Here is a 20,826-nt window from a genome sequence, read left to right on the forward strand (position 1 = left end):
TTGGCGCACGGCCGACATCGTCAGCCCCGATCGAGGCCGAAGTCATCAGCGGGGTTCGATGACGTCCCGCAATATAGTGCTGAGGGCATCATTGATCGCGTAAAGCACACCGCTATGGGCAGTGTCGCCCATGCCGTCGAGATAGAGATCCGGGATTAGATTGTTGACTGCATGCGTCGCATCATCAACGAGTTGATCGAATTCGTCCTCGGTCATGGGGCTATTCCTGACCAGGAGATGCGGACAGGCTCTCAACCTGTATCCGGAAGGTGGCGCCATCATTGAGCGTCAACCCGATCTCGACACCGTCTTCATTTTCACAGCTGGAGAGGATTTCCACGTCAGCACGGGTTCCATGCACAGCCGAGACGATATGATGGTGGTGATCCCCTGACGGCCGCCCTCCCACGTCGCATGCCTGCATGTGGGTCTCGAGCAACTCGCACAGCACTGCGGCGACTGTGCATGCTTTCGTCATGGACGATCCGTCAGTCATCTGCGTGCTCCATCCTGTCGTCAAAGAAGGTGCCGTCGTTGCCGAGCGCGGTGAGTTCAGCCTGCAGGGCATGGGGTGGGACATCGTCGGCGGATGTGATGGCGAAGGCGCCAACCATGTCACCGAAGTCCATTTCCTCGCCGATACGGGCGAGGCTCATGGTCGAGAGGCGATCCTCATCGCTGTCATGCATCAACAGCGTGACGCCAATAGTCACCTTTCGGATTTTCATCTTATGGGATGGACGCCTCCCGCAAGCGGGCCGAGCATGTTGCCACAGCGACCGGGAAGAGGAGTTCATCACATGCAAATGCTAGCGATCGATTTGGGCAAGCAGTCTTTTCACATCTACGGGATCACTTGCGAAGGTGAGGTAATCTCGCGGAAGGTTAGCAGGGCAAAGCTGGTCGATGCGGTGACCAGATTGCAACCGCAGTCGGTCGCGATGGAAGCCTGCGCCAGTTCACACCACTGGGGCCGCGTCTTCGAGGCGCTGAGTTATGCCGTTCGCCTGATCCATCCGCGTTTCGTCAAGCCATTCGTGAAGGGATCGAAGAATGATGCGGTTGATGCCGAAGCCATTTTCGAAGCTGCCAACAGGCCAACCATGCGGTTCGTGCCGCTGAAGAGCGTCGAACAGCAGGATCTGCAAGCTCTGCACCGAACGCGTGACAGACTGATCGTGCAGCGCACCGCGTTGATCAATCACACTCGTGGTCTTTTGGCCGAGTATGGCGTCGTCATGCCGGCAGGTGCGTCCCGGTTCCGGCTGCAGGTCGACAAGATGATCGAAATTGCCGAACTATCGCACTTGGCGAAGGACCTGTTCCTGAAGCTCGTCGAGGAGTATCGCGACTTGGATGCCAGAGTATCCACTCTGGATGACATGCTGGTTGATATCTGCCGGAGAGACGATCGTTGCAAACGTCTGACTACGCTGCCGGGGGTAGGACCGATTGTCGCAACCTCCCTCATCGCCGCAATTGACGATGGCCGACACTTCGCATCCGGCCGAGCCCTTTCTGCCTGGATTGGACTGGTTCCGCGACAATACACGACCGGCGGAAAGCCAAGGCTCGGTGGTATCGGGAACAGAGCCAATCATTACCTGAGGCGCCAGCTGATACATGGTGCACGGTCTGCGTTGCTGCGGATCGCCAAGCATGACGACCGGCGTTCAAAATGGGCGCAGGAACTGCAATCAAGGGCAGGCCACAACAAGACACTCGTCGCCATGGCAAACAAGACTGCTCGCATGGCCTGGGCGATGTTGCGAAGCGGCGAAAGTTACAAAATGGCGTGACCGTTCGGGCAGCGGGCCGCAATCTGATCAGAGGTTACAAATGCGAGGTGAAGACTTGATGGTGTAACGGCACGGACCGCCGCTTCACAGCCTGTAAGGAACGATGGCCCTCGAGGCCGCTCATCTTAAAAGGCACTGAACCGCGCGGATTCCCATCATGGCCAGGGGCGAAAACACCTCAATCAACAGGCCGGATAGATTCACGCATCCAATGCCGGAGCAACATCGAGAAACTACCTTGCGCGGGAGGCGTCCATAGAATCGTTCCTTCCCTGGATTGACGTGTTTGCTGGCCTTGGCCATGCCAGCCGCGTTGCACCGCCGAATGCCCGCAGGCGCGCTGCCATCGTGCTGCGCAGACGGGCGCGATTTGCGATGACGGTTTCCCATGCCAATGGCTCGCCTCGCGCCGTGACGAAGCCCGCGGCAGGCTTACCGTCGGCGGTTTCGATGACGATGCGGTGGCCGCGCGGGGGAAGCTTGCCGGCATAACGGGCCGTAAATTCTCCGAGCCGGCCCGTCAGGCCATTGACGGCCTTGCCCCAACGAATGTGGCCTGCCCCGACCGTCTGGCCCGCGAGAAACCCACGGTCGAGCCAGATACGAAAGTGCGTCCGTTGCTGGAGCGCGGTGTTCCGCGTTCGTTCCATTGTCCGGCAAAGCGGAAGCGCTGCAGCATGTGCATCGAGCAAAGCCAGATAATACCCTTGGGCAGCGACAAGGATGTCATCAAAGTCGCGATCACCGAGCAGCGCCCGCAAGCAGGCCTGGAGTGCGCGATCGGACGCGAGTACCTCCAGTGCTTCGGGACCACCGAGGGGCAGCGCCGTATCGGCTCTATCGAGAGGGTGAAAACCGGCTCCGGAAATGACGACGATGGTCGCCTCCCCGCAGCCCGAGCAGGAATCGAGAGCCGGACGAAGCAGGGCCGTTTTTGCCGGCGCGGCGACCAGTCCGGCTTCGGGCGCACCGATCAGGAGGAGGCGACGATGCCAGCGTGCCGGCCGCGGCACGTCAGTCGGCTTGAGCCATTCGCTGGGACGAGGCCGCGCGGGCAAAATGGCCGAAGACGTTGGTGTGCGATCCACCATCAAGGCGCGGCGCGCGGTGTCGAAGAGGTCATCGCGGTTGCCGCCACCATCGCAAAAGCCGTGATCATAGGCTTCGGCGCCCGCATCGAGTGGGCCAGGCTTGCGGCATTCGGGATCCCAGCCCGCATGCGCGGCATACCAGCCATCGGCATAGCGGACCGATCGATCCCAGTCATGGCCATGGAGATCGCGCGCGCGCAGAATGGCACGATCGCGATCATCCCCCCGTCCCTCGGCGACTCGTCTTGCGGTGAAGGCGAAATTGCGGGCCTGTCGTTCCGCCTCGACCATGTGCGCCATCGCTTCCATCACCGGCCGCAGTGCCGTGACACGCTCGCGCATACGTGCCATGCGCTGATCGAGTGGGGAATCGTTCGCAAGGTCCGGGAAGCGGCGCCAGGCATCAGCGAGCGCCGCTGCTTGTACCGGGCTTCGACCATGGGCAATCCATGCGTCGGTGTCAGCGGGGTCAAACGGCTCTGACATCATCGGTCTCCTTCGATGCGAATCCCAGGAGACGTGGCGGCGATGGTCGGAGGGGACAGCGTACCGCTCCGACAGTTTCTCGATCACACCCACAACTGGCATACGCGCGCGCAAGCCCGCGCCCGAAATCGGAATGCACCGAGATCAACGCTTGCCGTTCGAACGAACTTTCCGTGAAAGGTATATAGAGGCGATAGGAATAGCCCGACTCCTGGACGCCGATCCTGACGCGGACGAAAAGAATGCGCATGATCGCCTTCGTTCAGGCGACGAGACGGGGAACAACGGGCTGCGATGTGGACAAGCGAAGCTCCCGCCGGATTCGTGCGGCGAAGCGGCCCGGGTCGACAAGTTCGCGGATTGACGCCCAACAATTACGGTCTCCAAGATGATCGTCGCGGCCCTGCACCTTGCGAAAGCACACTTCCCGATCGGGACCGGAGAGGCCGAGCGAGAGTTGCACCCAGACATCCTCGCCGTGCAGCGTCACTTCGCCTGACACGGCGGGACCACCCTTGTTGGACCGGATATCGAAACTGCCCTCGTCGAGCGCGAGGGCGTCGGCCAGGCGGCGCATGGCGGCGCGCCCCTCCGAATGAAACAGGCGCTTGGCGGGCTCGTCATGGGCAACGCCGCGATAGGCGAGCGTCTTCAGAACCGGCCGGTTCCGCAGCTCGGCGATCCGCGCGATGCAGTCGCGCCGCAGATCCGCGTCCGGTGCACGCGTTTCGCACACCGTCCCCAGATGGCGCGCAAGCAGAATAACCGCCGGATCACGTTCGAGATCGATGCCGGCGTTGCGGCAATCGGTGATGGCGGCGTGGATCGCATGCAGCGCCGTGCCGATCGTGATCAGCGCGCTGGGATCGAGAGCCTGACTGTAGCGGAAGGCGAGATCATAATTCATGAGAGTCTCCGGGTCTCGAGCGGTTCGGCCGCTCACACCTCCGTTCCCCCTCTCCTCACCTTCAGTCCGCTGATGCTGCGCCGTAGATGTCCGCTGCCCATTGCTCGGTCCACAGGGCCGTCATCTCGTCATGGTCGAGATCGCCGGTTTCGATGAGATCGCGTATCTCGCGGCGCGCCTGTGCGATCACCCGCTCCCAGGGGTCTGCCGGTTCGGGAGGTGGCGGCACCTCAGGTTGCACCGGCAACTGTCGCGAAGGCCGATCAAGGCGAGCATGCTGTCTGAGCAACCACTGCGTCATATGGTCCGCCACCAAGCGGTCGGTCTTGGCTTGACCACAACGTCGCGCGGCGATGCGCGCGCTGACCCCATAGGCCTGGCTGTCGATCGAGGCGATACGATGGGCGAAGGCGGTGAGATAGGGGATGGCGGCGCCCTTGACGCCGAAGAGATGCAGACGGGTCTGCCTTGGCAGCACCTGGTCGAGACGATCAACGACGGCGATCAGTCCATCCGCGCCATGGACAGGGCGCCGGCACATGCTGCCGACACCGACAAGCCCGGCGCGCTCGATCATATGCGCGAGCGCCACTGCACAGCGTTCATAATCACCGGGATGACGTCCCTGAATGACCGGCATGAAGGTCGCATCGATCCCGGCATTTTCAGCGCGCAGCCGGCATTCGATGTTGGCCCGGATGGTACGGGACATGCGGTCGAGCACCTCGTTGCGATCGCTGGCCACTTCCTGCTCGACGCAATAGTCGAGGCTTGCCCACCAGCGGAATGGATAGGCTGCGGCCAGGCCGACATAATCATCGACCGTCCAGGGATAGCGCCCATAGGTGACCATTGCGCTGAACCCCGCGCTGTCGAGGCTGAGGCTGCGAAGACCATGCGCATTCATGAGTGGCCGCGTCGTCCAGCCGGCCCATTCGCGCCAACCTCGCTTCGTCGACCAGCGCGACAGGGCATTGGCGGAAATCAGGACGGGCTGCTGAAGCTGTCGGGCGCGCCGCAGGAGCACCCCATCAGCAAGGTGCGGCAGTCCCACCATGACAGCGATCGAGCGTGACTTGACCGGATAATTGTTCATGTTATGTTCCATTCAAGGGAGATTTTTAATGACCGAGCAGGCCGCCCGCTATTTTGAACCGTTCGATCTCGATGTGACGCTGCGCGATGCCGCGCTTGACGATCAAAACCGCCCCACCCGCCGCATGCTGGCCAATGCGGCGATCGGTATGCATGTCGAGGATGCCTATTATTCGGTGCGCGAACTGCGCGAGGCGATGTCCTGGGTCCATGAGGGTGAGACGGGCGGCAAGCGCAAGCTCGCGTCCATCCTGAGCAATCCGGCAGGCGACGATTTCCAGCGCTGCATCTATTTCTGCCTCGCTGGCCGCGGCATCGTCGAGATGCTCGACGATCTGATGTGGCTCGAAGAGCTGCTCGAAGCGCGCGGCCGCGTCGCGGGCAGCATCCACCGCCGGAAAATCAGGGCACGTCCGCTGGTCTCGCCTTATGTAGCTGACGAACCGGATGGCCCTGTCGTCGCCTCAACCGAGAACTTCAGGCAAGGCCGTTCCTGGTGGGCCGATCCCGGCCTCACTGCCTGACGGGACCGCGCGGTACGCCGCTCCAGCCTTGGAGATCACCGCTCACAAGCGAGGCGGTCGCCGCGCCGCCACCGAGCCGGCTCGATCCACTGGCCAGCGAACGCGCCAGCCTTGTTTCGCTGCGCGGCGGCAAAGGCTTCGGTATATTGCTTCGCACGCGCCGGATCGGTTTTCAGGAATTGGGGTTGGGGAATGGCGAGACCCGCGCGGATCAGCGTCTCTCCGAGATCGCGGCCTTTCACGGTCACAGTCGCCACCGGCCGACCATAGCTCGAGCGGTTGGTGAGCCGGATTTGGGCGTCGGCTTCGCCCAGAATCCGCGCGGCATGATCCTGAGCCGCCTTGCCACATTCCCAGCACGACCGCGCCCGTTCACAGAGCTGACGGCGCTCGAACGCATCGACACCAAGGAGACGGAAATCGGCTGCAATCGTGTCGCCATCGAGCGCGCGAGCGGATGCGGTAAACCCCGGCTCATTGACGGGAGCACCCCGGACGTCGCATGCGGAGACAAGGAATAGGAAACACAGAAAACGATACATTCGATGTCTATGACAAAGGGCGCTGATCTTTTCCATTGCGTCGAACACGAAGTTCAGTCCCCAGGAAACCAGTCGAACGTCAAGGTGCGCGCGCCGGCCCGGCTTTCGAGTTCAAGGACGTCGGCAATGGTCCAGATCTTGCGGGATTCGCGCGCCAGGTCCGCGTAACCACCGTAGGTGCAGCCGCCATGCACGATGAACTGGGCGTGGATGTTCTGGGTCGCCGCTTCGGAGAGAAAGAAGCCCGCAACGCCCTTGATATATTGTGGCGGGAGAACGCCCAGCATAGCGTCGTAGAAACGCTGCGTGATCCGGCTGAGAGGAAATGACGCCAATGTTTCGGCGCGCGTGCGTTCGAAATAGGCGTTGGTGGACTCGACAACAGCGTCGGGATGGCGATCGCGGTGACGCGCGAGCAGCGCGGCTGCGTCCTCCCTGCTGTGTGCGTAGTCGAGGGGGAATTTCGAAGACCGCGCGGTAATGTAAAAGTTAGTGTCCATGGCGGATCCTTCCAGCTTGGAGAACACCGTCATTCATCCCCCTTCCCTCTTGCCATGGGTCGCGAGCGGCGGGATCATGGGCCTGGCTGCGTTGCAGCGGCGGTCAGCATGCGGATGGGCTTTGCTCCGGAAGACATGAATGGAGAGGGCTTCAGGCGACCATCTCGAGGACGATCAGGCCCGACGACGCAGGGTCGGTAGAGATGCGGAAAGGCTGCAGCGGATCGGTAGTGCGCAGGATGCTTACCTTACCCTGCGAATGATCGAAAATCCGGCTGGCGACGCGCAGGGCATTCTCGCGGCTGCAGAGCAACTGGCGTTTGGGAGACAGACAACGCCTGTCGATGGCCGTCGTCATGACCTGATCCCTTTCTCCTCGAGGATTGACGCTCATGCAAACAGCGTCTTGTGGATCTTGGTGACCGGTACGACCACCCAGGCGCGCGTCATGAGGCGACTGATCCGGTAGAAGCAGCCATTCTGCGGATCGCGAAGCACGAGCCTCCGGCCGCGCTTGCAGACGACGAACTCCTGCGCGACATTACCGTCGGTGAAGGTCACCGGCTCGGGAAGCCGGATGCGATCCCCGTCCGCGAGTTTGCGCGCGCGGTGCGCAAGGTTCGCCCGGCAACGTGCGCGCCAATCGAGCGCATATTCATGCTCGGTCGGGCTCAGCAGATCGAGGATCGCCGCGGGGCAGTCGGCCTCGCATGGCCCCATATTTTCGGTCAGTCGGGTAGGATTGGTGCTGCTCATGGAGTCAGCCCTGATCCCCCCGCCGAACCGCACGTGCAGCTTTCACCGCATGCGGCTCTCCACTGTGACGAACCATCACTTTGCCGTAGATCGGGCAGGCGGCCTCTGTGAGTATCCCAGTGGCATTGCTCGCACAGGACCACCGTCCTGCGGGCGCGTGCCACCTTCATTCTCACGACAAAACCGCGGTGCGAAACATCGGCCATCCCCCGGATATGGTGCACCTGACACGGAACATCGGATCGACCGCAAGCCTCGCATTGCTTGGCATTCTGACGATCAACCCAGTCCGTACGTGAGTGGGTGAACACCTGCGTCCAAGGCTGGATATCAATCCTGGACGAGGTGGCCGGATCACGTTTCAGATGAGCCAGTTTCCAGACTTTGACCGATCGGGGCTGGCCATCGACGTCGTAGCCGATGGTGAATTCCTGCCCCGTCCTCATGCGGGCCAAGACCGCTCGCACATTGGTTTTGTGCTTGCTGGCCAAGGTCTTGAACAAGCTCCACCGCTGGAGAAACTCAAGCCTGTTCAGCTTGAAGCTCACATCCTTGGCGAGAGCATAGTAGTTCGCAAAACCCCGCAATTCGGCGTTGTAAGCTAGGACGATCTCAACGTCGCTGCAGCTGAGCAGCAGGCTACGATGACGCGGCTTCAACACCGACAGATCACCATAACCTTTTGCAGAAGCGAACGCGTGGACCTTCTCCCAAGGGACATGCAGCTGCATCACTTCCGACGGCGGCCTACGAAGGAAGCTGACGGAACCTTGTCGGCTCCGGACAACCCGTTGGCGTGTCGTATATGTGCGGACCTCATATCCAAGGAAGGCGGCTCCATCGCTCGCCTTGCGGATACCGCTTTTCTCCTCGGACACCGTGAGCGCCAGCGCCTCGGTCAGGAATGCCCTGACTTCGGCGAACACGCTTCGTGCATCCTCCTTGCTACCGATAACCCCAATCATGAAGTCGTCCGCGTAGCGACAGTAACGAAGTCGGCGATAACCGGGGTCCATCGCGTCTCTCGACGGGATGGACCGCTTTTGCGGCAGTAAGGTTTGGATTTTGGCCAAGGAGGCCGCAACCTTCACCTCGTCGACATTGTCTTTGGCCCGCAGCATGGTGACGCGCTTCCGTTGTTTCTGGATGCGCCCAGCCAGTCGCCCATATTCCGGGTTCGTGGCACGGACCTTCCCCCTCTCGAAAGCCGCGATCCGTTCCGCCATGAACATATCGAGTTCATGGAGGTAGATGTTGGCCAAGATTGGAGAGACGATACCGCCCTGCGGAGTGCCGCTGTAGGTCCGGGTGTGAACCCGGTCTTCCATAACACCCGCCTTAAGCATGCTGCCGATCAAGCCGATGAATTTCTCGTCATCGATCCTTTTCCGCAACAGCCGCAGGAGGATGTCGTGGTCGATGTTCTCGAAGAACCCCGCGACATCCACATCTACGAGCCATTTCACCCCCGTCCATACGGCTTTGACGTGTTCAAGCGCCGTATGACACGACCGGCCCGGCCGGAATCCATGGGAGGCGTTCGAGAACACCGGTTCATAGATCCGTTCGAGCAGTTGCCGCGCCACTTCCTGAACGAGGCGGTCGTCGCGCGTGGGAATGCCCAGCGGACGCCGTTTGCCCTTGCCTTTCGGGATAAACACCCGACGCACTGGTTTGGGATCATAGGTCCCTGCCGTCACGCTGGCGATAATCGGGTCGAGGTCTTCCGGTCCGAAGTCCGCGAAGGTCTCGCCGTCAATACCCGGCGTCATCGCACCCTTGTTGGATCCGATCTTCTGGAGCCCCTCCTCCCAAAGGAGGCGAGACCCCATCAGACGATAGAGTCCATTCACCCTTTTGCCCGACGCAACGAGCGCCGGAATGGCCTCCAACCGGCCTTTCACAGTTTCTGGCAGCATCAGCACACCCCATGATCGGTGGTTGAAGAATCACAGCTGCCGCCCTTCCCCCGGTCTTCCCCGCTTTCGGCCCGATCGCTCGAGACCTTATACAGTTGCACCGCCGCCTCCGAAGAGGTCGATGTCCCGGGCATTACCCCGGGCATTTGAGTAATATGGCGGCTCCGTACCCATGCAGGCCGGCAGAAGCCGCCTGTTTAGGGCATCCCGTAGTTACGCTGAATGGAGATGCGGCGCGGTTAGGTGTCCCGTTCGTCCACTAAACCCCTCGACGAGAGGCGCACCGGATGGGCTGAGAAACAGGCGGCCAAGACATGAGACCGCTGTCATCATCCGGACCTGGCGTGACAGTCGCTTTCGCCAGTATCGCTATATAGATTGCTGCAGACTGGGATTTAAGCAGTGTAGCCTTCACCATACGCACCTTGCCCTGACCGTCATCGCCTCCATTTGCGACTAAGACGCATCTGGCCTTTTCCGAACATGCTATTGTTCCCCGTCCCTTTCGGGATTTCAGACCTTGTGAGGCCCGAGGTTAGTCCGGCGAGCAGAGGCATTCTCAACTTACCTCATCATCACTGATACTCCATTTCAGCGCCGCAACGGCGCACTATCCTTGTACCCGAACTGGTGGCCATCGCGCGAGCGTGGATTCCAGCGCACCAGGCACACTACCGCGAAAACGTTGCCGGCAATGCCGTCCACGATTTCCTGGGCTGCGGCGTAATAGGTCCGATTTCCCGGACAGGAGGACGCGAGCACCCTGAGGCCGCGTTTCGTGCCGTCCTCGAGCGTGTTTTCGTAGGTAAGCTGCGCGTCGAGATAGGATTTGGCGGTCTTGTGGCCGCCCATCGACGTAAAGGGCATGAAGAGCCATCCCATGATGAGTCCTTTCTTGAGGAAGGAAACCGGCCGCTGGCCGTTTCCGGTTTGAGGATCGTCGGGCCGCGAGCGCTGGTCAGCAGGCGAACGCCCGCGTATCAAAGTCGCAGTATTTTCATGTCGTGCGGATGTGACCTTCCGCACCCGTCATTGTCGGAGAAGTCATGCTCGCCGCGTCGGCCATTGAGATAATCGGCGGCACGCCTTTGATCGCACTGGATCGCATCTACACGGGTCCTGGTCGCATCATCGCCAAGGCCGAGTTCCTGCTGCCCGGGGGAAGTGTGAAGGACCGTGCCGCCAAGGCGATCCTGCTTGCCGCAAGAGAGGATGGCCGGCTGAAGCCGGGAATGCCGGTCGTGGAAATGACGAGCGGAAACATGGGCGCCGGACTGGCGGTGGCATGCGCCGCGCTCGGCCATCCCCTCGTCGTCACGATGTCGGCAGGCAACAGTCCGGCGCGAGCGAAGATGCTCGAAGGACTCGGCGCCGAAGTGGTGCTCATCGCCCAGGTGGATGGAAGCCCGGGCCAGGTGACGGGTTCCGATGTCAATGCTGCCGCACAGGCGGCTTGCGCGATCGCCCGGGCGCGTGACGGTTTCTACGTCGATCAGTTCAACGCTGCAGAGGGGATCGCAGCGCACGAGACCACGACAGGCCCGGAGATCCTGGCGCAGTTCGGTGGCCCGGTCGACGGATGGGTTGCAGCGGTCGGCACGGGCTGCACCTTCGTGGGCGTTGCAAAGGCGTTGAAGCGCGCCAATCCCGGTACGGTCTGCGCCGCTGTCGAACCGCTGAACGCGCGGCCGCTGGCCGGAGAACCGGTGCTCGACGCCCGGCATAAACTCCAGGGCATCGGTTATGGCACGGTTCCGCCGCACTGGGATCCGTCGCTGATGGATATGAGTGTCGGCATCAGCGATGATGAAGCTGAAGAGTGGCGGCGTACTCTGGCCCATCGCGAGGGCCTGTACGTCGGCTATTCTGCCGCTGCGAACGTCTGCGCCGCGGCAAAGCTGCTGGCATCGGGGCGGTTGACGGCTGATGCCGTCGTGGCAACGGTGCTTTGTGATACCGGCCTGAAATACTGAACCTCGGCGTGGGGGTGGCCCCGATGGACGTGCATCCGGTCGGCTGCCGGCTGCGCCTTGCTCGCCGCGCCGAAGCTTTTGAGATACGCGAAAGCCTGTTCAGCCTTGGCGGCAGCGTGGATGATCGCGGTCTTGTCGCCGCGGAGGATACCGAGCCAATGCGCCACATAGCTCGCATGACTGTCATGGAGGACGTTGGGCAGACCAAGGTCAGCACAGCAGAGCCCCGCCCCGATCTCGGCGCAATATCCTGACAGTCCAGCGAAAAATGGCGGTTGAAAGGTGAAAACCATCGGTGCCTCCTGCACTGCCTAAAAACCCCATGGCTCCCCCGAGGCGGGGGTGGGCGGCGAGAACGACCGGAGAGGCCCGCGCAAGCGGGGGGCCGCACCCGGAGGGGCGAAATGCAATGGAGCAGCGCGGCGAAGCCGGGCTTGCGGCGCGCCGTGGCGGGCCTAGCAGGGAGCGCCGACCAGACCCGCATCGAGGGAGGCCCAGAAATCAGCGCCGCCGCGCCAGCGGCGTCCGCTGGTGAGCGGGCGAAGCCCGCGCATCGCCGTGCGCGACGAAGCGGCCGAGCCCGCGAGGGATCGGCCGCTCGGCTTTGGTCGCTGCTGGATCATGGCTGACGGGCGTGCATCCAGTCGGCCGCTGCCTGCGCCTTGCTCGCCGCGGTGAAGATCGCGCGGGGCTCGTCCTTGAGCAGTTGCAGCCAGGAGGCGATATAGGCCGCGTGATCGGGTCGCGGTTCGTGCGCGATCCCAAGATCGGCGAGCAGGAACGATGCGGTCAGTTCGGCGGTCGCTTCCTCCATGGCGAGCGCGTGCCTGGTCCACTTGGCGCTGAAATCCCGGTCGAGCCGGTGAGCTGCGCCACTGGCATGAGCCGCCTCGTGAATATGGGTGGCGTAGAAGCCGTGGGCATCGTGGAAGGCGCTGAAATCCGGCATGTGGATGCGGTCTTCGGCGATGTGATAATAGGCGCTGGCCGAGCCGTAGACGGTATCGATGCCGAGGGCGGCGATGAAGGCTTCGGCGGCGGCGAGGCGTTCGCTCTCGGGCAGGTCCGGCCCCGGTTCGGGCGCATAGCCATCGACCTGATCGGCGTTGAACAGGCTGAACGCCTTGGCGAAAAGCCGGCGGTGGTCGTCATCGTCGCCGGCGTCGTCATCCTTCGCGCGAAACTCCTTCCAGAGGACGCCGAGGCTGGCCTGCTCGCCCTTGCGGACCTGCGCGCCGAGCGTCTGCCACTGGCGATAGGTGCCCCAGACGCCGCTCGCATAGCCGCTGCCATAGGCGGCTGCCCAGAGCGAGACCGTATTTATGCCGCGATAGGGCTTGCCGCTGGCGACGTTCGTCGGGCGGGTGACGTCGGCGCCAGAATGATGCCATGGCATGCGCCAGGTGCCGGTGCCGGCTTCGATGGCGTCGACGATCGCTTGCGTGACGCGAGCATAGACGTCGACACGTGGTGAGGCTGACATGATCTGTTCTCCGTTCTCGCGCCGGGGACCATCCCCGGCGGCGGAGGCCCGTTCGCGCCGGGCACAGGGGGGCTCGCGCACCCGTCAGGGCCGCAGCGAAGCGAAGGACGGCGAAGCCGTTGCGCGGGCGCGCCGACCGGCGCAGGACTCCGCCAACAGCCGGGGTGGTCTACGGCGTGGGAGGATCGATCCCGGCAATCACCGCGGTCAGGCGATCAAGCTCGCGCTGGAGAGCCTGACGCTGAAGATCGGAGATGCGCCGTTCGCGTAGATGCGCCCTGGCATCGGCCGCCGCGCGTTCCCAGGCCGGCCTGTGGCGGGCGGTGATGCAGGCGTTGGGACAGCGGGTCGGCTCGCACAGGGCGGTGAGCGGCTGCGCGGGATCAGGGGTCGTCACGCGCTTGAGGCAGAGCGCGGTCGCGGGATCAAAGAAGCAATCCGCGAGCGGGCCGACATGGAAGGTGCGCGCGACGCTGGCGAGCATGACGCGCAGGCGGGCGCGATCGGCGATCATGGCGGGCAAAGGCCCTTGTCTGACGGCGGCATCGTCGAGCGTCCGCGCGATGCGCGGTCCCGCTGGGCCGCCGAGCGATGCGCCGCCCTGACGGCGGTCGAAATAGTCCAGCAGATCGTCAATCTGACCGAGCCGGCGCTGCGCTTCGACCTCGGCGCGAAACCCCGATGCGCTGGTCCCGGCATAGCCCTCGAAAGCGGCGACCGAGGCGTGCTTGTACTGGATCATGCCGGCGATGGTGCCGAACGGGCGGTTGGCGATGTGCCACGCGATCGTGCGCCGGAACTGCCGTGTCGTGATGCGCCACGGCTTGCCGTCGGGACCGCGCGGGATGACCGGCATATCGGGGTTGCCGAAGGCGGTGTTGAGGTGGTCGCGGAAGGCGTTGAGCTGGCGGACCACCTCGCTCGACAGATGCGTCTTGGAGACGGCGCTCGCGCGCAGTACCGGCCAGAGCGTATCGCTGCCGCTGGCGCGCGCCGGTCCTGCCGACAGGCGTTCGAGCACCGTGATCGCATCGGCGACCGGCTCGATCGTCACCCAGCTCGCCACTTCGTCCACCGCCGCCCGGCGCTTGTAGATGGTCGATCGGATGCGATGCCGTTCGATCAGGCCGTCCTCGCTGCGCGCGATAGAGACACACCCGCGCCGCATCGCCTGCACCTCGCAGTCGCGCATGCCGGTCAGATAGGCGCACACGATATAAGCGGCGGCCTGGAGCATCCGTTCCTCGTGTGCGAGAGTCTTCGCGTCGAAGCGCTCGCGCCATGGCCGACCGCTATCGGGATCGATCGAGATCGGCGTGTCCATGCCGCCGACCTCCACCCCCAGCTCGGCCGCCACTGCATCGATCAGCCTCGCTTCGCCGCCGGTCAGCATGAGATGTGCGTGCGGTTCCGCCTGCACGTCGATCCCGACATGGAGATGTAAGAGATGGGCGTTGATCGGTGGGGTCACGCTGCCGGTGTTGGGGTCGACGCGCAGCTTGCCGTTATGAGCGGTGGCCCAGATCGGTGCGCCGCGCCCCTCGCGGCGTCGGCGATCGAAATAGGCCTTCAGGCGGGTGCGGCGACGTTGCCGGCGATCAGGGTCCGAGAGGCCGGCGTCGGCGGTGACAAGGCGATCCCGGCGCGCTTCGAGCCGATCAAGCTCGCGGCGGGCGGCGAGAATATCGTCAGCGAAGACGGTGACGTAGCGCAACGACCAGGCGAGCAGCGCGGCGATGACCTCTTCCGGGAACCGTGGGGTGCGGTTCTCCCGGACATGGCGGTAGCCCGCAACGCGGGCGGGCGCCTGTCCGGCCCAGGGCTCGAATACAAGGCCTCCGTCAGCGAGGTGGTCACGATAGTAATAGAGATCGGAGACCACTTCGAGGAGGTGACCGACGATGACGGGTCGTCGGGCAGGATCGTCACGGAGATGACGGGCATAGGCATCGACCAATGGCTGATCGATACGGGAAACGTCGAGCCGTCCGAGCCGCTCACGGGCGAAGGCGAAGAACCGGCGGGCACGGTTGAATGCCTGGCGGATGCAGGCGGGCGGTAACTTCGTCCGATAGCCGGGGAGATCGGCGTTGAGGCGGGCGTAGAGATAGGCGCGCATCGCCGCCTGGACATCGGCATGTTCGAGCACGTCGAAATGCACGGTGACGTGGCAGCGCCGGGCGTTCTCGCGGAATACGGCGGGACCGAGATCCCAGCTCGCGTCGCCGACGCGCGACAGATCTTCGCGGGCGTGACCGGCCTTGAGCGGCGCGCTCGCCAGCACGGCGCGATCGTCGAAGGCGGGCGCCTGGACATGGGCTGGCATGGTCATGTGCGTGCCTCCGGCGGCAGATAAAGCCGTTCGCCTTCCATCTGCCGGCGCGCATCGGCGATGACGGCATCGGAGAATGCCGGCAGGACCTGGGCGGTGATGCGGGCATGGACGCGGCCGAACTTGGCCGCCCAATCGTTCGCGGGCAGGCTCAGCCTCTGCTCTTCGACGAATGCGAGGAAAGCGAGGATCGCGGGGAGCTTGCGCGCGGTGATGACGGCGTTGGGACAATCGAGGCAACCCCAGAAGGGCTGCGCGCAGGGTGATCCGGCATCGGCGAAGGGACTGCTATGGAAGCCCGCGCAGGCGGCGAGCCAGACATCCTGTTCGCCGTCGAGCAACGGACCGACGGTATCGGGCGGCATCAGCGGCGCGGCCTGATCGGGCGATTGGCGCAACGCCTTCTCGGCGGTGGGCGGCAGCACGGTCGGCGTCGCGGTGGCGACCGCTTCGCGAAAGGCGTCAGCGAGGGTCTTCTCGTGCAGGGACCGAAGCGACGGCAGATCGGCATAGTGGCGCCCCGCAACCTCGCGCGAATGACCGACTGCGAAGCGGGCCATGTGCCCCTCAGTCTTCGTGTACCACAGCGCCTTGTGGGTCTTGCGGAGCCGGGAGAGCAGCAGGTGGAGCGGCTTGCCGTCGTCATCGACAATAGCATGCTGTGCTATCCAGGCAGCGATCCGCTCCTTCGGATGAGCGATACCCGCCCGCAGGCCGCCAACGTTGTGATAAACCCAAAGACGATCATCGGTCAGATGCTCGCGGGCTGGCGCGGTGACGTCGATCAGGCGACGGATGAGGCCGCCAGGCGTGCCACCACCGCCGTCGCGGACGCGCATGCTCTTGTGCTCGGCGCCGCGGGCGCGGCGCTTGAGATAGCGCAGTTCCACCGTGCCGGCATGGGGGTTGGTGAGACAATCCACGGTCAGCGCCTTCAGGCACTCGGGCTCGAGCCCGGTATCGAGCGTGAGCAGCACGAGCAGCGCCGGCAGATCGCGCGCAAGCAGGTGATGGCGGCCATGCAGATCGTCGATGAGCGTGCTGATCGGCAATCCGCGTCGCATGCGCATGAAATAGAGGCTCTTCAGCGCGGGCTGGTCTGCGACGATAAAGCCCTGCCGCGCGATGATCGCTTCGACCTCGGCGCGCACGCTGGCGATGACCGGGTCGCCCTCATCGGTGCGGTCGTCGGCACCGAGACGGCGGAACATCGCTTCGACGTCGGTCCTCGCGGCGTCGCGCAACGCGCGGGCAACGAAGGGGCTATAAGCATCGCGCGGGGTCGAGCGGCCCGCCGACGTGGCCAGTGTGTAGCGCAGCCGCTCATGCAGGTCAGGCGCGATCCGATCGGGCCGGTCTGCCTCGATCGCGCGCAATGTGTTGACGATCTTGCCGACCGTTATGTGCCGGTGGATCGCGCCCATCCCGCGGCGGTCGAGCGCGGAGGCGAACCCATCGATATGGGCTGCGCGCAGGTCGCCGACGCCAGCCACGTTCAGCGCTTCGTCGCCAAGCCAGGCGAAGAACAGGCGGTAGGCATTTACATACTGCTTGATGACGCTCGCCGCACCGATCGGTCCTCCGAGCGCGGCCGACCGTCGCAATGCGCCAGCAAAGGCGATGGCGAGCGGACGAGGATCGAGTGCGGCCATATCGATCAGGACCGTCCCGCCATGCCGCGCCTCGATGGTGAACTTGAGGCCGAGCACGGGATCAGGCTGCACGGGCTCCGGCGTGATCGGCACGAAGGCGACGGGCCGGCCCTTGCGGGGACGACCGCTCATGCGCCCTGCGGTCCCGGCAGCAGCGCAAGCAGCTCCTCGACCGCCGCATCCACCGTATCGGCGCGGGTCGCAATATGGTCGAGGTAGATATAGGTGGTGGTGAGGCTCGCGTGGCCGAGCAGGCGTTGCACCTGTTGCAGCGGGTCCCCGAGGATCAGCCGGTAGCTCTCCATCGGCCCCGCCGGCAATGCCGCTTCGCGCAGTCGCTGCTGGATCAGCAAGGCAAGCATATGGACTGCGAACGTGTGGCGAAGCTGGTGCGGGTTGATCGACAGCGGGAAGCCGTTCTCCGCGCACCGGTTGCCAGCACGGGTGAAGATCACCTCCCACGAGTTGGGCCGAACAGGCTGCCCGACCTCGGTCAGCCACAGCGCCGCCGGCTCGCGGGGCGGTCCATCCTCGTCGCAGAGGATCAGGCGGCATCGTTCCTCCGGGGTGCAGATATCGCGCATGCGGTCGAGACCGGCGCGGGTGACAGGGATCGGTCGTTCGAGCTTGGTCGCGCCGTCTCGCGCGGCGAACTTGGCGACGCCCGCGGCGCGCTCGACGGCGACGTAGGCGGCAATCTGACGAAGCAGCCGACGCGGGAGCAGGACGCTGCGTCCCCGGTCGCCCTTGGTCAGCGGTGGCGGGAGAGGCAGCCAAAGTTGTTGTGCATCGCTGTCCTCGCGGTCGATCGCCGCGAGCTCGGCGGCGAGTAGACCCGACGCCTCTTCGAGGCGCAGGCCGGTGGTGACGAGAAGATCGGCGAACAGCGCGTTGCGCAGCCCGTTCCGGTCGCGCGCGCCGGGGCGCTCGGTGCCGTCAGGGGTAAGGCCGCGCAGGCCGACCTCGCGGAAAATGCGGTAGTCGTCCATCGTGACGAACCGCACATCCGATCGCCTGGCAACACGTTCATAAGCGTCATTGCGCGCCGCGATCATGCCGCGACGGCCACCATGCGCCGGTCGCCACACGGCGCGGCGGCTGAACGGCGCGTCAGTGATCAGCCCGTGCTGCTCACCCCATCGGTAAAGGCGATCGAGACTGGCGACGGCACGGTTCCAGCTTGCGGCCGTTATCCGGTGATCGGCCTCGTCGCGGCGTCGCTCACGATGATAGGCGTCGACATCGTCGCGGGTCGCAGCCCACACGGTCTTGCCGCAGGCATCGAGAAAGCGAAGCCAGACTACGACATCATAGGCATAGGCGCGCAGCGAATGGCGCGAGCGGACGCCCGACAACGGCAGGTCGAGAAAGAAGCGATCCAGATCGGGATCATAGAGCGCGTCGCCGCGCAGGATCAGCGGCACATGCGCATCGAGGCCCCTGGCCTCGCGGCGCTCGCAAACAGTAATGATCGACACCGGCGCGAAGCCCTCCCCCCGGACCCCCCACCCGGAAGCTGACCTTCACACCGTTGCGCACTATGGCCTGGCAGCAATCAGGCTGGCCTCCGCCAGCTCTTGGGTCAGCGCTACGGCCAGCCTGATTACTGCCTACCGTGGGCGTCCATCGCCGACCTTACTGCAAAGTTGCGAGCGGCGCAGACTGTCCAGATAAGGCGACCAGTTCTTCGAACGCATAGGCCTTGTCGCCGAAGCGCTTGCCGAAGGTCCGTGCGAGTCGGCTGGAATGGCCCGACCAGTGGGTCTTATGCCGATATCGGCATAAAGGGCATAATGCCGTAACCCTGATTATGCCGCATGGCGTTGGCTAGGACTTGTTTTTCGGCCATCCGCCATGCGGCACCTCGGCATAATCAGAGCCCTTCGAGGAACGCGAGGAGCTGATCGTCGGGTTTGAACCGACCTGTCGGCACGTCCGGAGCAGCGACGCGCGCCAGTGCCTTTTCCTTTAAGCGCATGTCGGCGTGGATGTAGACCTGCGTGGTCTCGACCGATTCATGACCCAGCCACAGTGCGATCACGGCCTGATCGACACCATGGTGGAGCAAGTCCATCGCGGTGCTGTGGCGCAAGGTATGCGGCGTGACCCGCTTTGCGCCGATGCTCGGACAGGTGCGCGCTGCCGCCAGGCAATGCTTGCGTACCAAATGTTCGAGCGCATCGCGGCTTAGCCGTTCGCCACGGATCGACGGGAACAGTGGTCGATCGCTGTTGCCATGCTCCCCAATCCATACCTTCAGGATCTTGGCGGTTTCCCGCCTGATCGGTGTGGACCGTTCTTTTCGTCCCTTTCCTACGCATCGGACGTGGGCGCCGGTGCCGAGCACAACATCCCGGTATCGCAAGCTGATCAGCTCTGATGCCCTGAGGCCCGTTTGCAGCGCGAGCAGCAACAAGGCGTGATCGCGCTTTCCGGCCCATGTCGAGCGATCCGGCACGGCCAGCAGTGCCGCGATTTCGTCTGCGGTCAGGAACGTGACCGCGCGCTTAACATAGCGTTTGTTAGGCATGGCAAGGATGCGCTGGCAGTTCAGCATCCATGTTGGATCGGCCATCGCCACATAGCGGAAGAACGAACGGATCGCCGCGAGCCTGGTGTTACGGCTACGTGCACAGTTGCCCCGTGCTGTTTCGGTGTGGACCAGAAAGTCGGCAACCAGATCGACGTCGATATCTTCGACCGTGATAGCGACTGGTCGTTTGCCAAGGCGCGAACCGGCATAGCGCAGCAACAGGCGGAACGTGTCGCGATAGCTCGCGATGGTATGATGGCTTGCTTCCATCTGGACGCACAGTCTGTCGGTGAAGAAGCGTTGGATCAGCGCTGGCAAAGTCATGGAGGTCATCGCTGCGCCTCCCAACCAATGCGCGTGGCGCGTGCCATCGCCAGCTCGAGCAGTTCGGGCACCGCCTCAATGTACCAGAACGTATGGTCGGGGCTGGCATGGCCAAGCCAGGTCGTCAGCCTGATCATCTCCCGCGCCGGATCCTTGCCCATACGATACCAGTCGATCATGGTGCGAACTGCGAAGGTGTGGCGAAGGTCGTGTATGCGTGGTCCTTTGCCGTGCCGCTTGAACCGTGAGTATTCCCGCAACCCGATCGCTCGACTTACTCGTGCGAAGCTGGCTCGTGCCGACCATTCGCTGAGCCGGTCCCCATTACATCTGACAAAGAGGGGGGTGGATGCTCGACCAAGCAGCCGATTACGTTCTGTGGTGTAGGTGATCAACCGGTCTACGACAGTCGGGTCGAGTGGCAGCAGGCGCTCCTTTCCCAGCTTTCCGTGCCTGACACTCAGCACACCGGTTGCAACATCGAGGTCGCTCGTGTCGAGCGCCAGCGCTTCGCTGATCCTGAGCCCCGTTACCGCGATGAGGCCGAAGAATGTCGAACACGTCAGCCCCCGCATTCCGTAGGTGGAAGGCAGTTCGCTGGCGGCTGCGATAATGTCACCGATTTCGACTTTGCTGTAGATGTATGGCCGTTTGCGGATTGTGCGATCCGGCAACAACCCGCGCGGCGGCGCTTCATGCGCCAAGTCGACACTGCTCAACCAAAGAGCGAACAACCGTACCATACCGAGCCGAGCGGACCGGGTGGACGACCCGGCAGCAGGCTGACTTGCGTCCCAGCGCAGGAACAGGTCAGCGTCGATATGCTGCGCACCCGCATCGTCGGCAAAGCGGATAAAGCGGCGTAGCACCCGTTCGGAAGTCCTGAGATCATAGCCGAGGCTACGGCGAA

20 protein-coding genes and 3 pseudogenes are annotated in these 20,826 nt (G+C 63.6%); 3 read left to right on the top strand and 20 right to left on the bottom strand.

Annotation, left to right across the window (positions count from 1 at the left end; translation table 11 throughout):
• Window positions 1-45: 45 nt before the first annotated feature.
• The 3 genes from L286_RS48885 to L286_RS28735 are packed head-to-tail and all read right to left on the bottom strand — an operon-like array spanning window position 46 to window position 728.
• A complete protein-coding gene (locus tag L286_RS48885) occupies window positions 46-216 on the bottom strand; it encodes a hypothetical protein (RefSeq protein ID WP_020819421.1) in 171 nt (56 codons plus the stop codon).
• A gap of 4 nt (window positions 217-220) precedes the next feature.
• Window positions 221-496, bottom strand: coding sequence for a hypothetical protein (locus L286_RS48355; RefSeq protein WP_025160948.1), 276 nt, complete (start codon window positions 494-496; stop codon window positions 221-223).
• Window positions 489-728, bottom strand: coding sequence for a hypothetical protein (locus L286_RS28735; protein ID WP_020819419.1), 240 nt, complete (start codon window positions 726-728; stop codon window positions 489-491). The genes L286_RS48355 and L286_RS28735 overlap by 8 nt, the downstream gene beginning before the upstream one ends.
• Window positions 729-800: 72 nt before the next feature.
• On the opposite strand from L286_RS28735, the gene L286_RS28740 reads away from it, so the two are divergent.
• Window positions 801-1,799: an IS110 family transposase gene (locus L286_RS28740; RefSeq protein ID WP_020819418.1), complete on the top strand. Its 999-nt coding sequence runs from the start codon at window positions 801-803 to the stop codon at window positions 1,797-1,799.
• A gap of 233 nt (window positions 1,800-2,032) precedes the next feature.
• Here the strand turns inward: L286_RS28740 and L286_RS0124255 are convergent, their stop codons facing one another.
• The 3 genes from L286_RS0124255 to L286_RS28750 all read right to left on the bottom strand — a co-directional run bounded on the left by L286_RS0124255 (window position 2,033) and on the right by L286_RS28750 (window position 5,379).
• Window positions 2,033-3,379: a hypothetical protein gene (locus L286_RS0124255; protein WP_025160947.1), complete on the bottom strand. Its 1,347-nt coding sequence runs from the start codon at window positions 3,377-3,379 to the stop codon at window positions 2,033-2,035.
• 259 nt (window positions 3,380-3,638) lie between these two features.
• Window positions 3,639-4,283 carry a hypothetical protein gene (locus tag L286_RS28745; RefSeq protein ID WP_020819416.1) on the bottom strand — a complete coding sequence of 215 codons (645 nt, stop codon included), beginning with the start codon at window positions 4,281-4,283 and terminating at the stop codon, window positions 3,639-3,641.
• A 61-nt stretch (window positions 4,284-4,344) separates the two neighbouring features.
• Window positions 4,345-5,379, bottom strand: a complete 1,035-nt coding sequence (locus L286_RS28750) for a deazapurine DNA modification protein DpdA family protein (protein ID WP_020819415.1) — start codon at window positions 5,377-5,379, stop codon at window positions 4,345-4,347.
• A gap of 28 nt (window positions 5,380-5,407) precedes the next feature.
• Here L286_RS28750 and L286_RS28755 point away from each other — a divergent pair, with 28 nt between their 5' ends.
• The gene (locus L286_RS28755) at window positions 5,408-5,902 is read left to right on the top strand and encodes a hypothetical protein (protein ID WP_020819414.1); all 495 of its coding nucleotides are present in this window, start codon (window positions 5,408-5,410) and stop codon (window positions 5,900-5,902) included.
• A gap of 35 nt (window positions 5,903-5,937) precedes the next feature.
• Here L286_RS28755 and L286_RS28760 read toward each other — a convergent pair whose 3' ends face one another.
• The 6 genes and pseudogenes from L286_RS28760 to L286_RS28785 form a co-directional block, all read right to left on the bottom strand.
• Window positions 5,938-6,444 carry a thermonuclease family protein gene (locus tag L286_RS28760; RefSeq protein WP_020819413.1) on the bottom strand — a complete coding sequence of 169 codons (507 nt, stop codon included), beginning with the start codon at window positions 6,442-6,444 and terminating at the stop codon, window positions 5,938-5,940.
• 53 nt (window positions 6,445-6,497) lie between these two features.
• Window positions 6,498-6,977 (bottom strand): hypothetical protein, encoded by a 480-nt coding sequence (locus tag L286_RS28765; RefSeq protein ID WP_020819412.1) that lies wholly within the window; start codon window positions 6,975-6,977, stop codon window positions 6,498-6,500.
• A gap of 118 nt (window positions 6,978-7,095) precedes the next feature.
• On the bottom strand, window positions 7,096-7,302 hold the full coding sequence (locus tag L286_RS28770) for a hypothetical protein (RefSeq protein WP_020819411.1): 207 nt from the start codon (window positions 7,300-7,302) through the stop codon (window positions 7,096-7,098).
• 32 nt (window positions 7,303-7,334) lie between these two features.
• Window positions 7,335-7,676, bottom strand: a pseudogene (locus tag L286_RS28775) (DUF6927 domain-containing protein); the annotation flags it as partial.
• A gap of 20 nt (window positions 7,677-7,696) precedes the next feature.
• Window positions 7,697-9,619: a reverse transcriptase domain-containing protein gene (locus tag L286_RS28780; RefSeq protein WP_020819409.1), complete on the bottom strand. Its 1,923-nt coding sequence runs from the start codon at window positions 9,617-9,619 to the stop codon at window positions 7,697-7,699.
• 612 nt (window positions 9,620-10,231) lie between these two features.
• Window positions 10,232-10,501: pseudogene (locus L286_RS28785) on the bottom strand (DUF6927 domain-containing protein); the annotation flags it as partial.
• A 164-nt stretch (window positions 10,502-10,665) separates the two neighbouring features.
• Here L286_RS28785 and L286_RS28790 point away from each other — a divergent pair.
• Window positions 10,666-11,592, top strand: a complete 927-nt coding sequence (locus L286_RS28790) for a PLP-dependent cysteine synthase family protein (protein ID WP_020819407.1) — start codon at window positions 10,666-10,668, stop codon at window positions 11,590-11,592.
• Here L286_RS28790 and L286_RS49740 read toward each other — a convergent pair.
• The 8 genes and pseudogenes from L286_RS49740 to L286_RS28825 form a co-directional block, all read right to left on the bottom strand.
• Window positions 11,481-11,885 carry a zincin-like metallopeptidase domain-containing protein gene (locus L286_RS49740; protein ID WP_377266453.1) on the bottom strand — a complete coding sequence of 135 codons (405 nt, stop codon included), beginning with the start codon at window positions 11,883-11,885 and terminating at the stop codon, window positions 11,481-11,483. The genes L286_RS28790 and L286_RS49740 overlap by 112 nt on opposite strands.
• 326 nt (window positions 11,886-12,211) lie before the next feature.
• Entirely contained in the window at window positions 12,212-13,075 is an 864-nt protein-coding gene (locus L286_RS28800; RefSeq protein ID WP_020818728.1) for an ArdC family protein, read from the bottom strand.
• Between the two features lie 169 nt (window positions 13,076-13,244).
• Window positions 13,245-15,407: an integrase gene (locus tag L286_RS28805; protein ID WP_020818727.1), complete on the bottom strand. Its 2,163-nt coding sequence runs from the start codon at window positions 15,405-15,407 to the stop codon at window positions 13,245-13,247.
• Complete coding sequence (locus L286_RS28810) at window positions 15,404-17,191, bottom strand: hypothetical protein (RefSeq protein ID WP_020818726.1); 1,788 nt, start codon at window positions 17,189-17,191, stop codon at window positions 15,404-15,406. Before L286_RS28810 ends, L286_RS28805 begins: the two co-directional genes overlap by 4 nt.
• Window positions 17,188-18,537, bottom strand: a complete 1,350-nt coding sequence (locus L286_RS28815; protein WP_020818725.1) for a tyrosine-type recombinase/integrase — start codon at window positions 18,535-18,537, stop codon at window positions 17,188-17,190. Before L286_RS28815 ends, L286_RS28810 begins: the two co-directional genes overlap by 4 nt.
• Window positions 18,538-18,694: 157 nt before the next feature.
• A pseudogene (locus tag L286_RS48360) lies at window positions 18,695-18,823 on the bottom strand (zincin-like metallopeptidase domain-containing protein); the annotation flags it as partial.
• A 109-nt stretch (window positions 18,824-18,932) separates the two neighbouring features.
• Window positions 18,933-19,925, bottom strand: a complete 993-nt coding sequence (locus tag L286_RS28820) for a tyrosine-type recombinase/integrase (RefSeq protein WP_020818724.1) — start codon at window positions 19,923-19,925, stop codon at window positions 18,933-18,935.
• The coding region (locus tag L286_RS28825; protein WP_021223108.1) for a tyrosine-type recombinase/integrase at window positions 19,922-20,826 on the bottom strand (905 nt) is incomplete at its 5' end. The genes L286_RS28825 and L286_RS28820, both read right to left, overlap by 4 nt.

Origin of the sequence: Sphingobium sp. HDIP04 (genome assembly GCF_000445085.1) — a bacterium.
GTDB lineage: Bacteria > Pseudomonadota > Alphaproteobacteria > Sphingomonadales > Sphingomonadaceae > Sphingobium > Sphingobium indicum.

Bases quoted from the DNA above. Each gene is read 5' to 3' on its own strand.
- L286_RS28820 (WP_020818724.1), bottom strand. From the start codon at position 19,925: ATGACCTCCATGACTTTGCCAGCGCTGATCCAACGCTTCTTCACCGAC.
- L286_RS28760 (WP_020819413.1), bottom strand. From the start codon at position 6,444: ATGTATCGTTTTCTGTGTTTCCTATTCCTTGTCTCCGCATGCGACGTC.
- L286_RS28810 (WP_020818726.1), bottom strand. From the start codon at position 17,191: ATGAGCGGTCGTCCCCGCAAGGGCCGGCCCGTCGCCTTCGTGCCGATC.
- L286_RS28745 (WP_020819416.1), bottom strand. From the start codon at position 4,283: ATGAATTATGATCTCGCCTTCCGCTACAGTCAGGCTCTCGATCCCAGC.
- L286_RS28735 (WP_020819419.1), bottom strand. From the start codon at position 728: ATGAAAATCCGAAAGGTGACTATTGGCGTCACGCTGTTGATGCATGAC.
- L286_RS49740 (WP_377266453.1), bottom strand. From the start codon at position 11,885: ATGGTTTTCACCTTTCAACCGCCATTTTTCGCTGGACTGTCAGGATAT.
- L286_RS28750 (WP_020819415.1), bottom strand. From the start codon at position 5,379: ATGAACAATTATCCGGTCAAGTCACGCTCGATCGCTGTCATGGTGGGA.
- L286_RS28805 (WP_020818727.1), bottom strand. From the start codon at position 15,407: ATGACCATGCCAGCCCATGTCCAGGCGCCCGCCTTCGACGATCGCGCC.
- L286_RS28740 (WP_020819418.1), top strand. From the start codon at position 801: ATGCAAATGCTAGCGATCGATTTGGGCAAGCAGTCTTTTCACATCTAC.
- L286_RS28790 (WP_020819407.1), top strand. From the start codon at position 10,666: ATGCTCGCCGCGTCGGCCATTGAGATAATCGGCGGCACGCCTTTGATC.
- L286_RS48355 (WP_025160948.1), bottom strand. From the start codon at position 496: ATGACTGACGGATCGTCCATGACGAAAGCATGCACAGTCGCCGCAGTG.
- L286_RS28780 (WP_020819409.1), bottom strand. From the start codon at position 9,619: ATGCTGCCAGAAACTGTGAAAGGCCGGTTGGAGGCCATTCCGGCGCTC.
- L286_RS0124255 (WP_025160947.1), bottom strand. From the start codon at position 3,379: ATGATGTCAGAGCCGTTTGACCCCGCTGACACCGACGCATGGATTGCC.
- L286_RS28800 (WP_020818728.1), bottom strand. From the start codon at position 13,075: ATGTCAGCCTCACCACGTGTCGACGTCTATGCTCGCGTCACGCAAGCG.
- L286_RS28770 (WP_020819411.1), bottom strand. From the start codon at position 7,302: ATGACGACGGCCATCGACAGGCGTTGTCTGTCTCCCAAACGCCAGTTG.
- L286_RS28765 (WP_020819412.1), bottom strand. From the start codon at position 6,977: ATGACGGTGTTCTCCAAGCTGGAAGGATCCGCCATGGACACTAACTTT.
- L286_RS28755 (WP_020819414.1), top strand. From the start codon at position 5,408: ATGACCGAGCAGGCCGCCCGCTATTTTGAACCGTTCGATCTCGATGTG.
- L286_RS48885 (WP_020819421.1), bottom strand. From the start codon at position 216: ATGACCGAGGACGAATTCGATCAACTCGTTGATGATGCGACGCATGCA.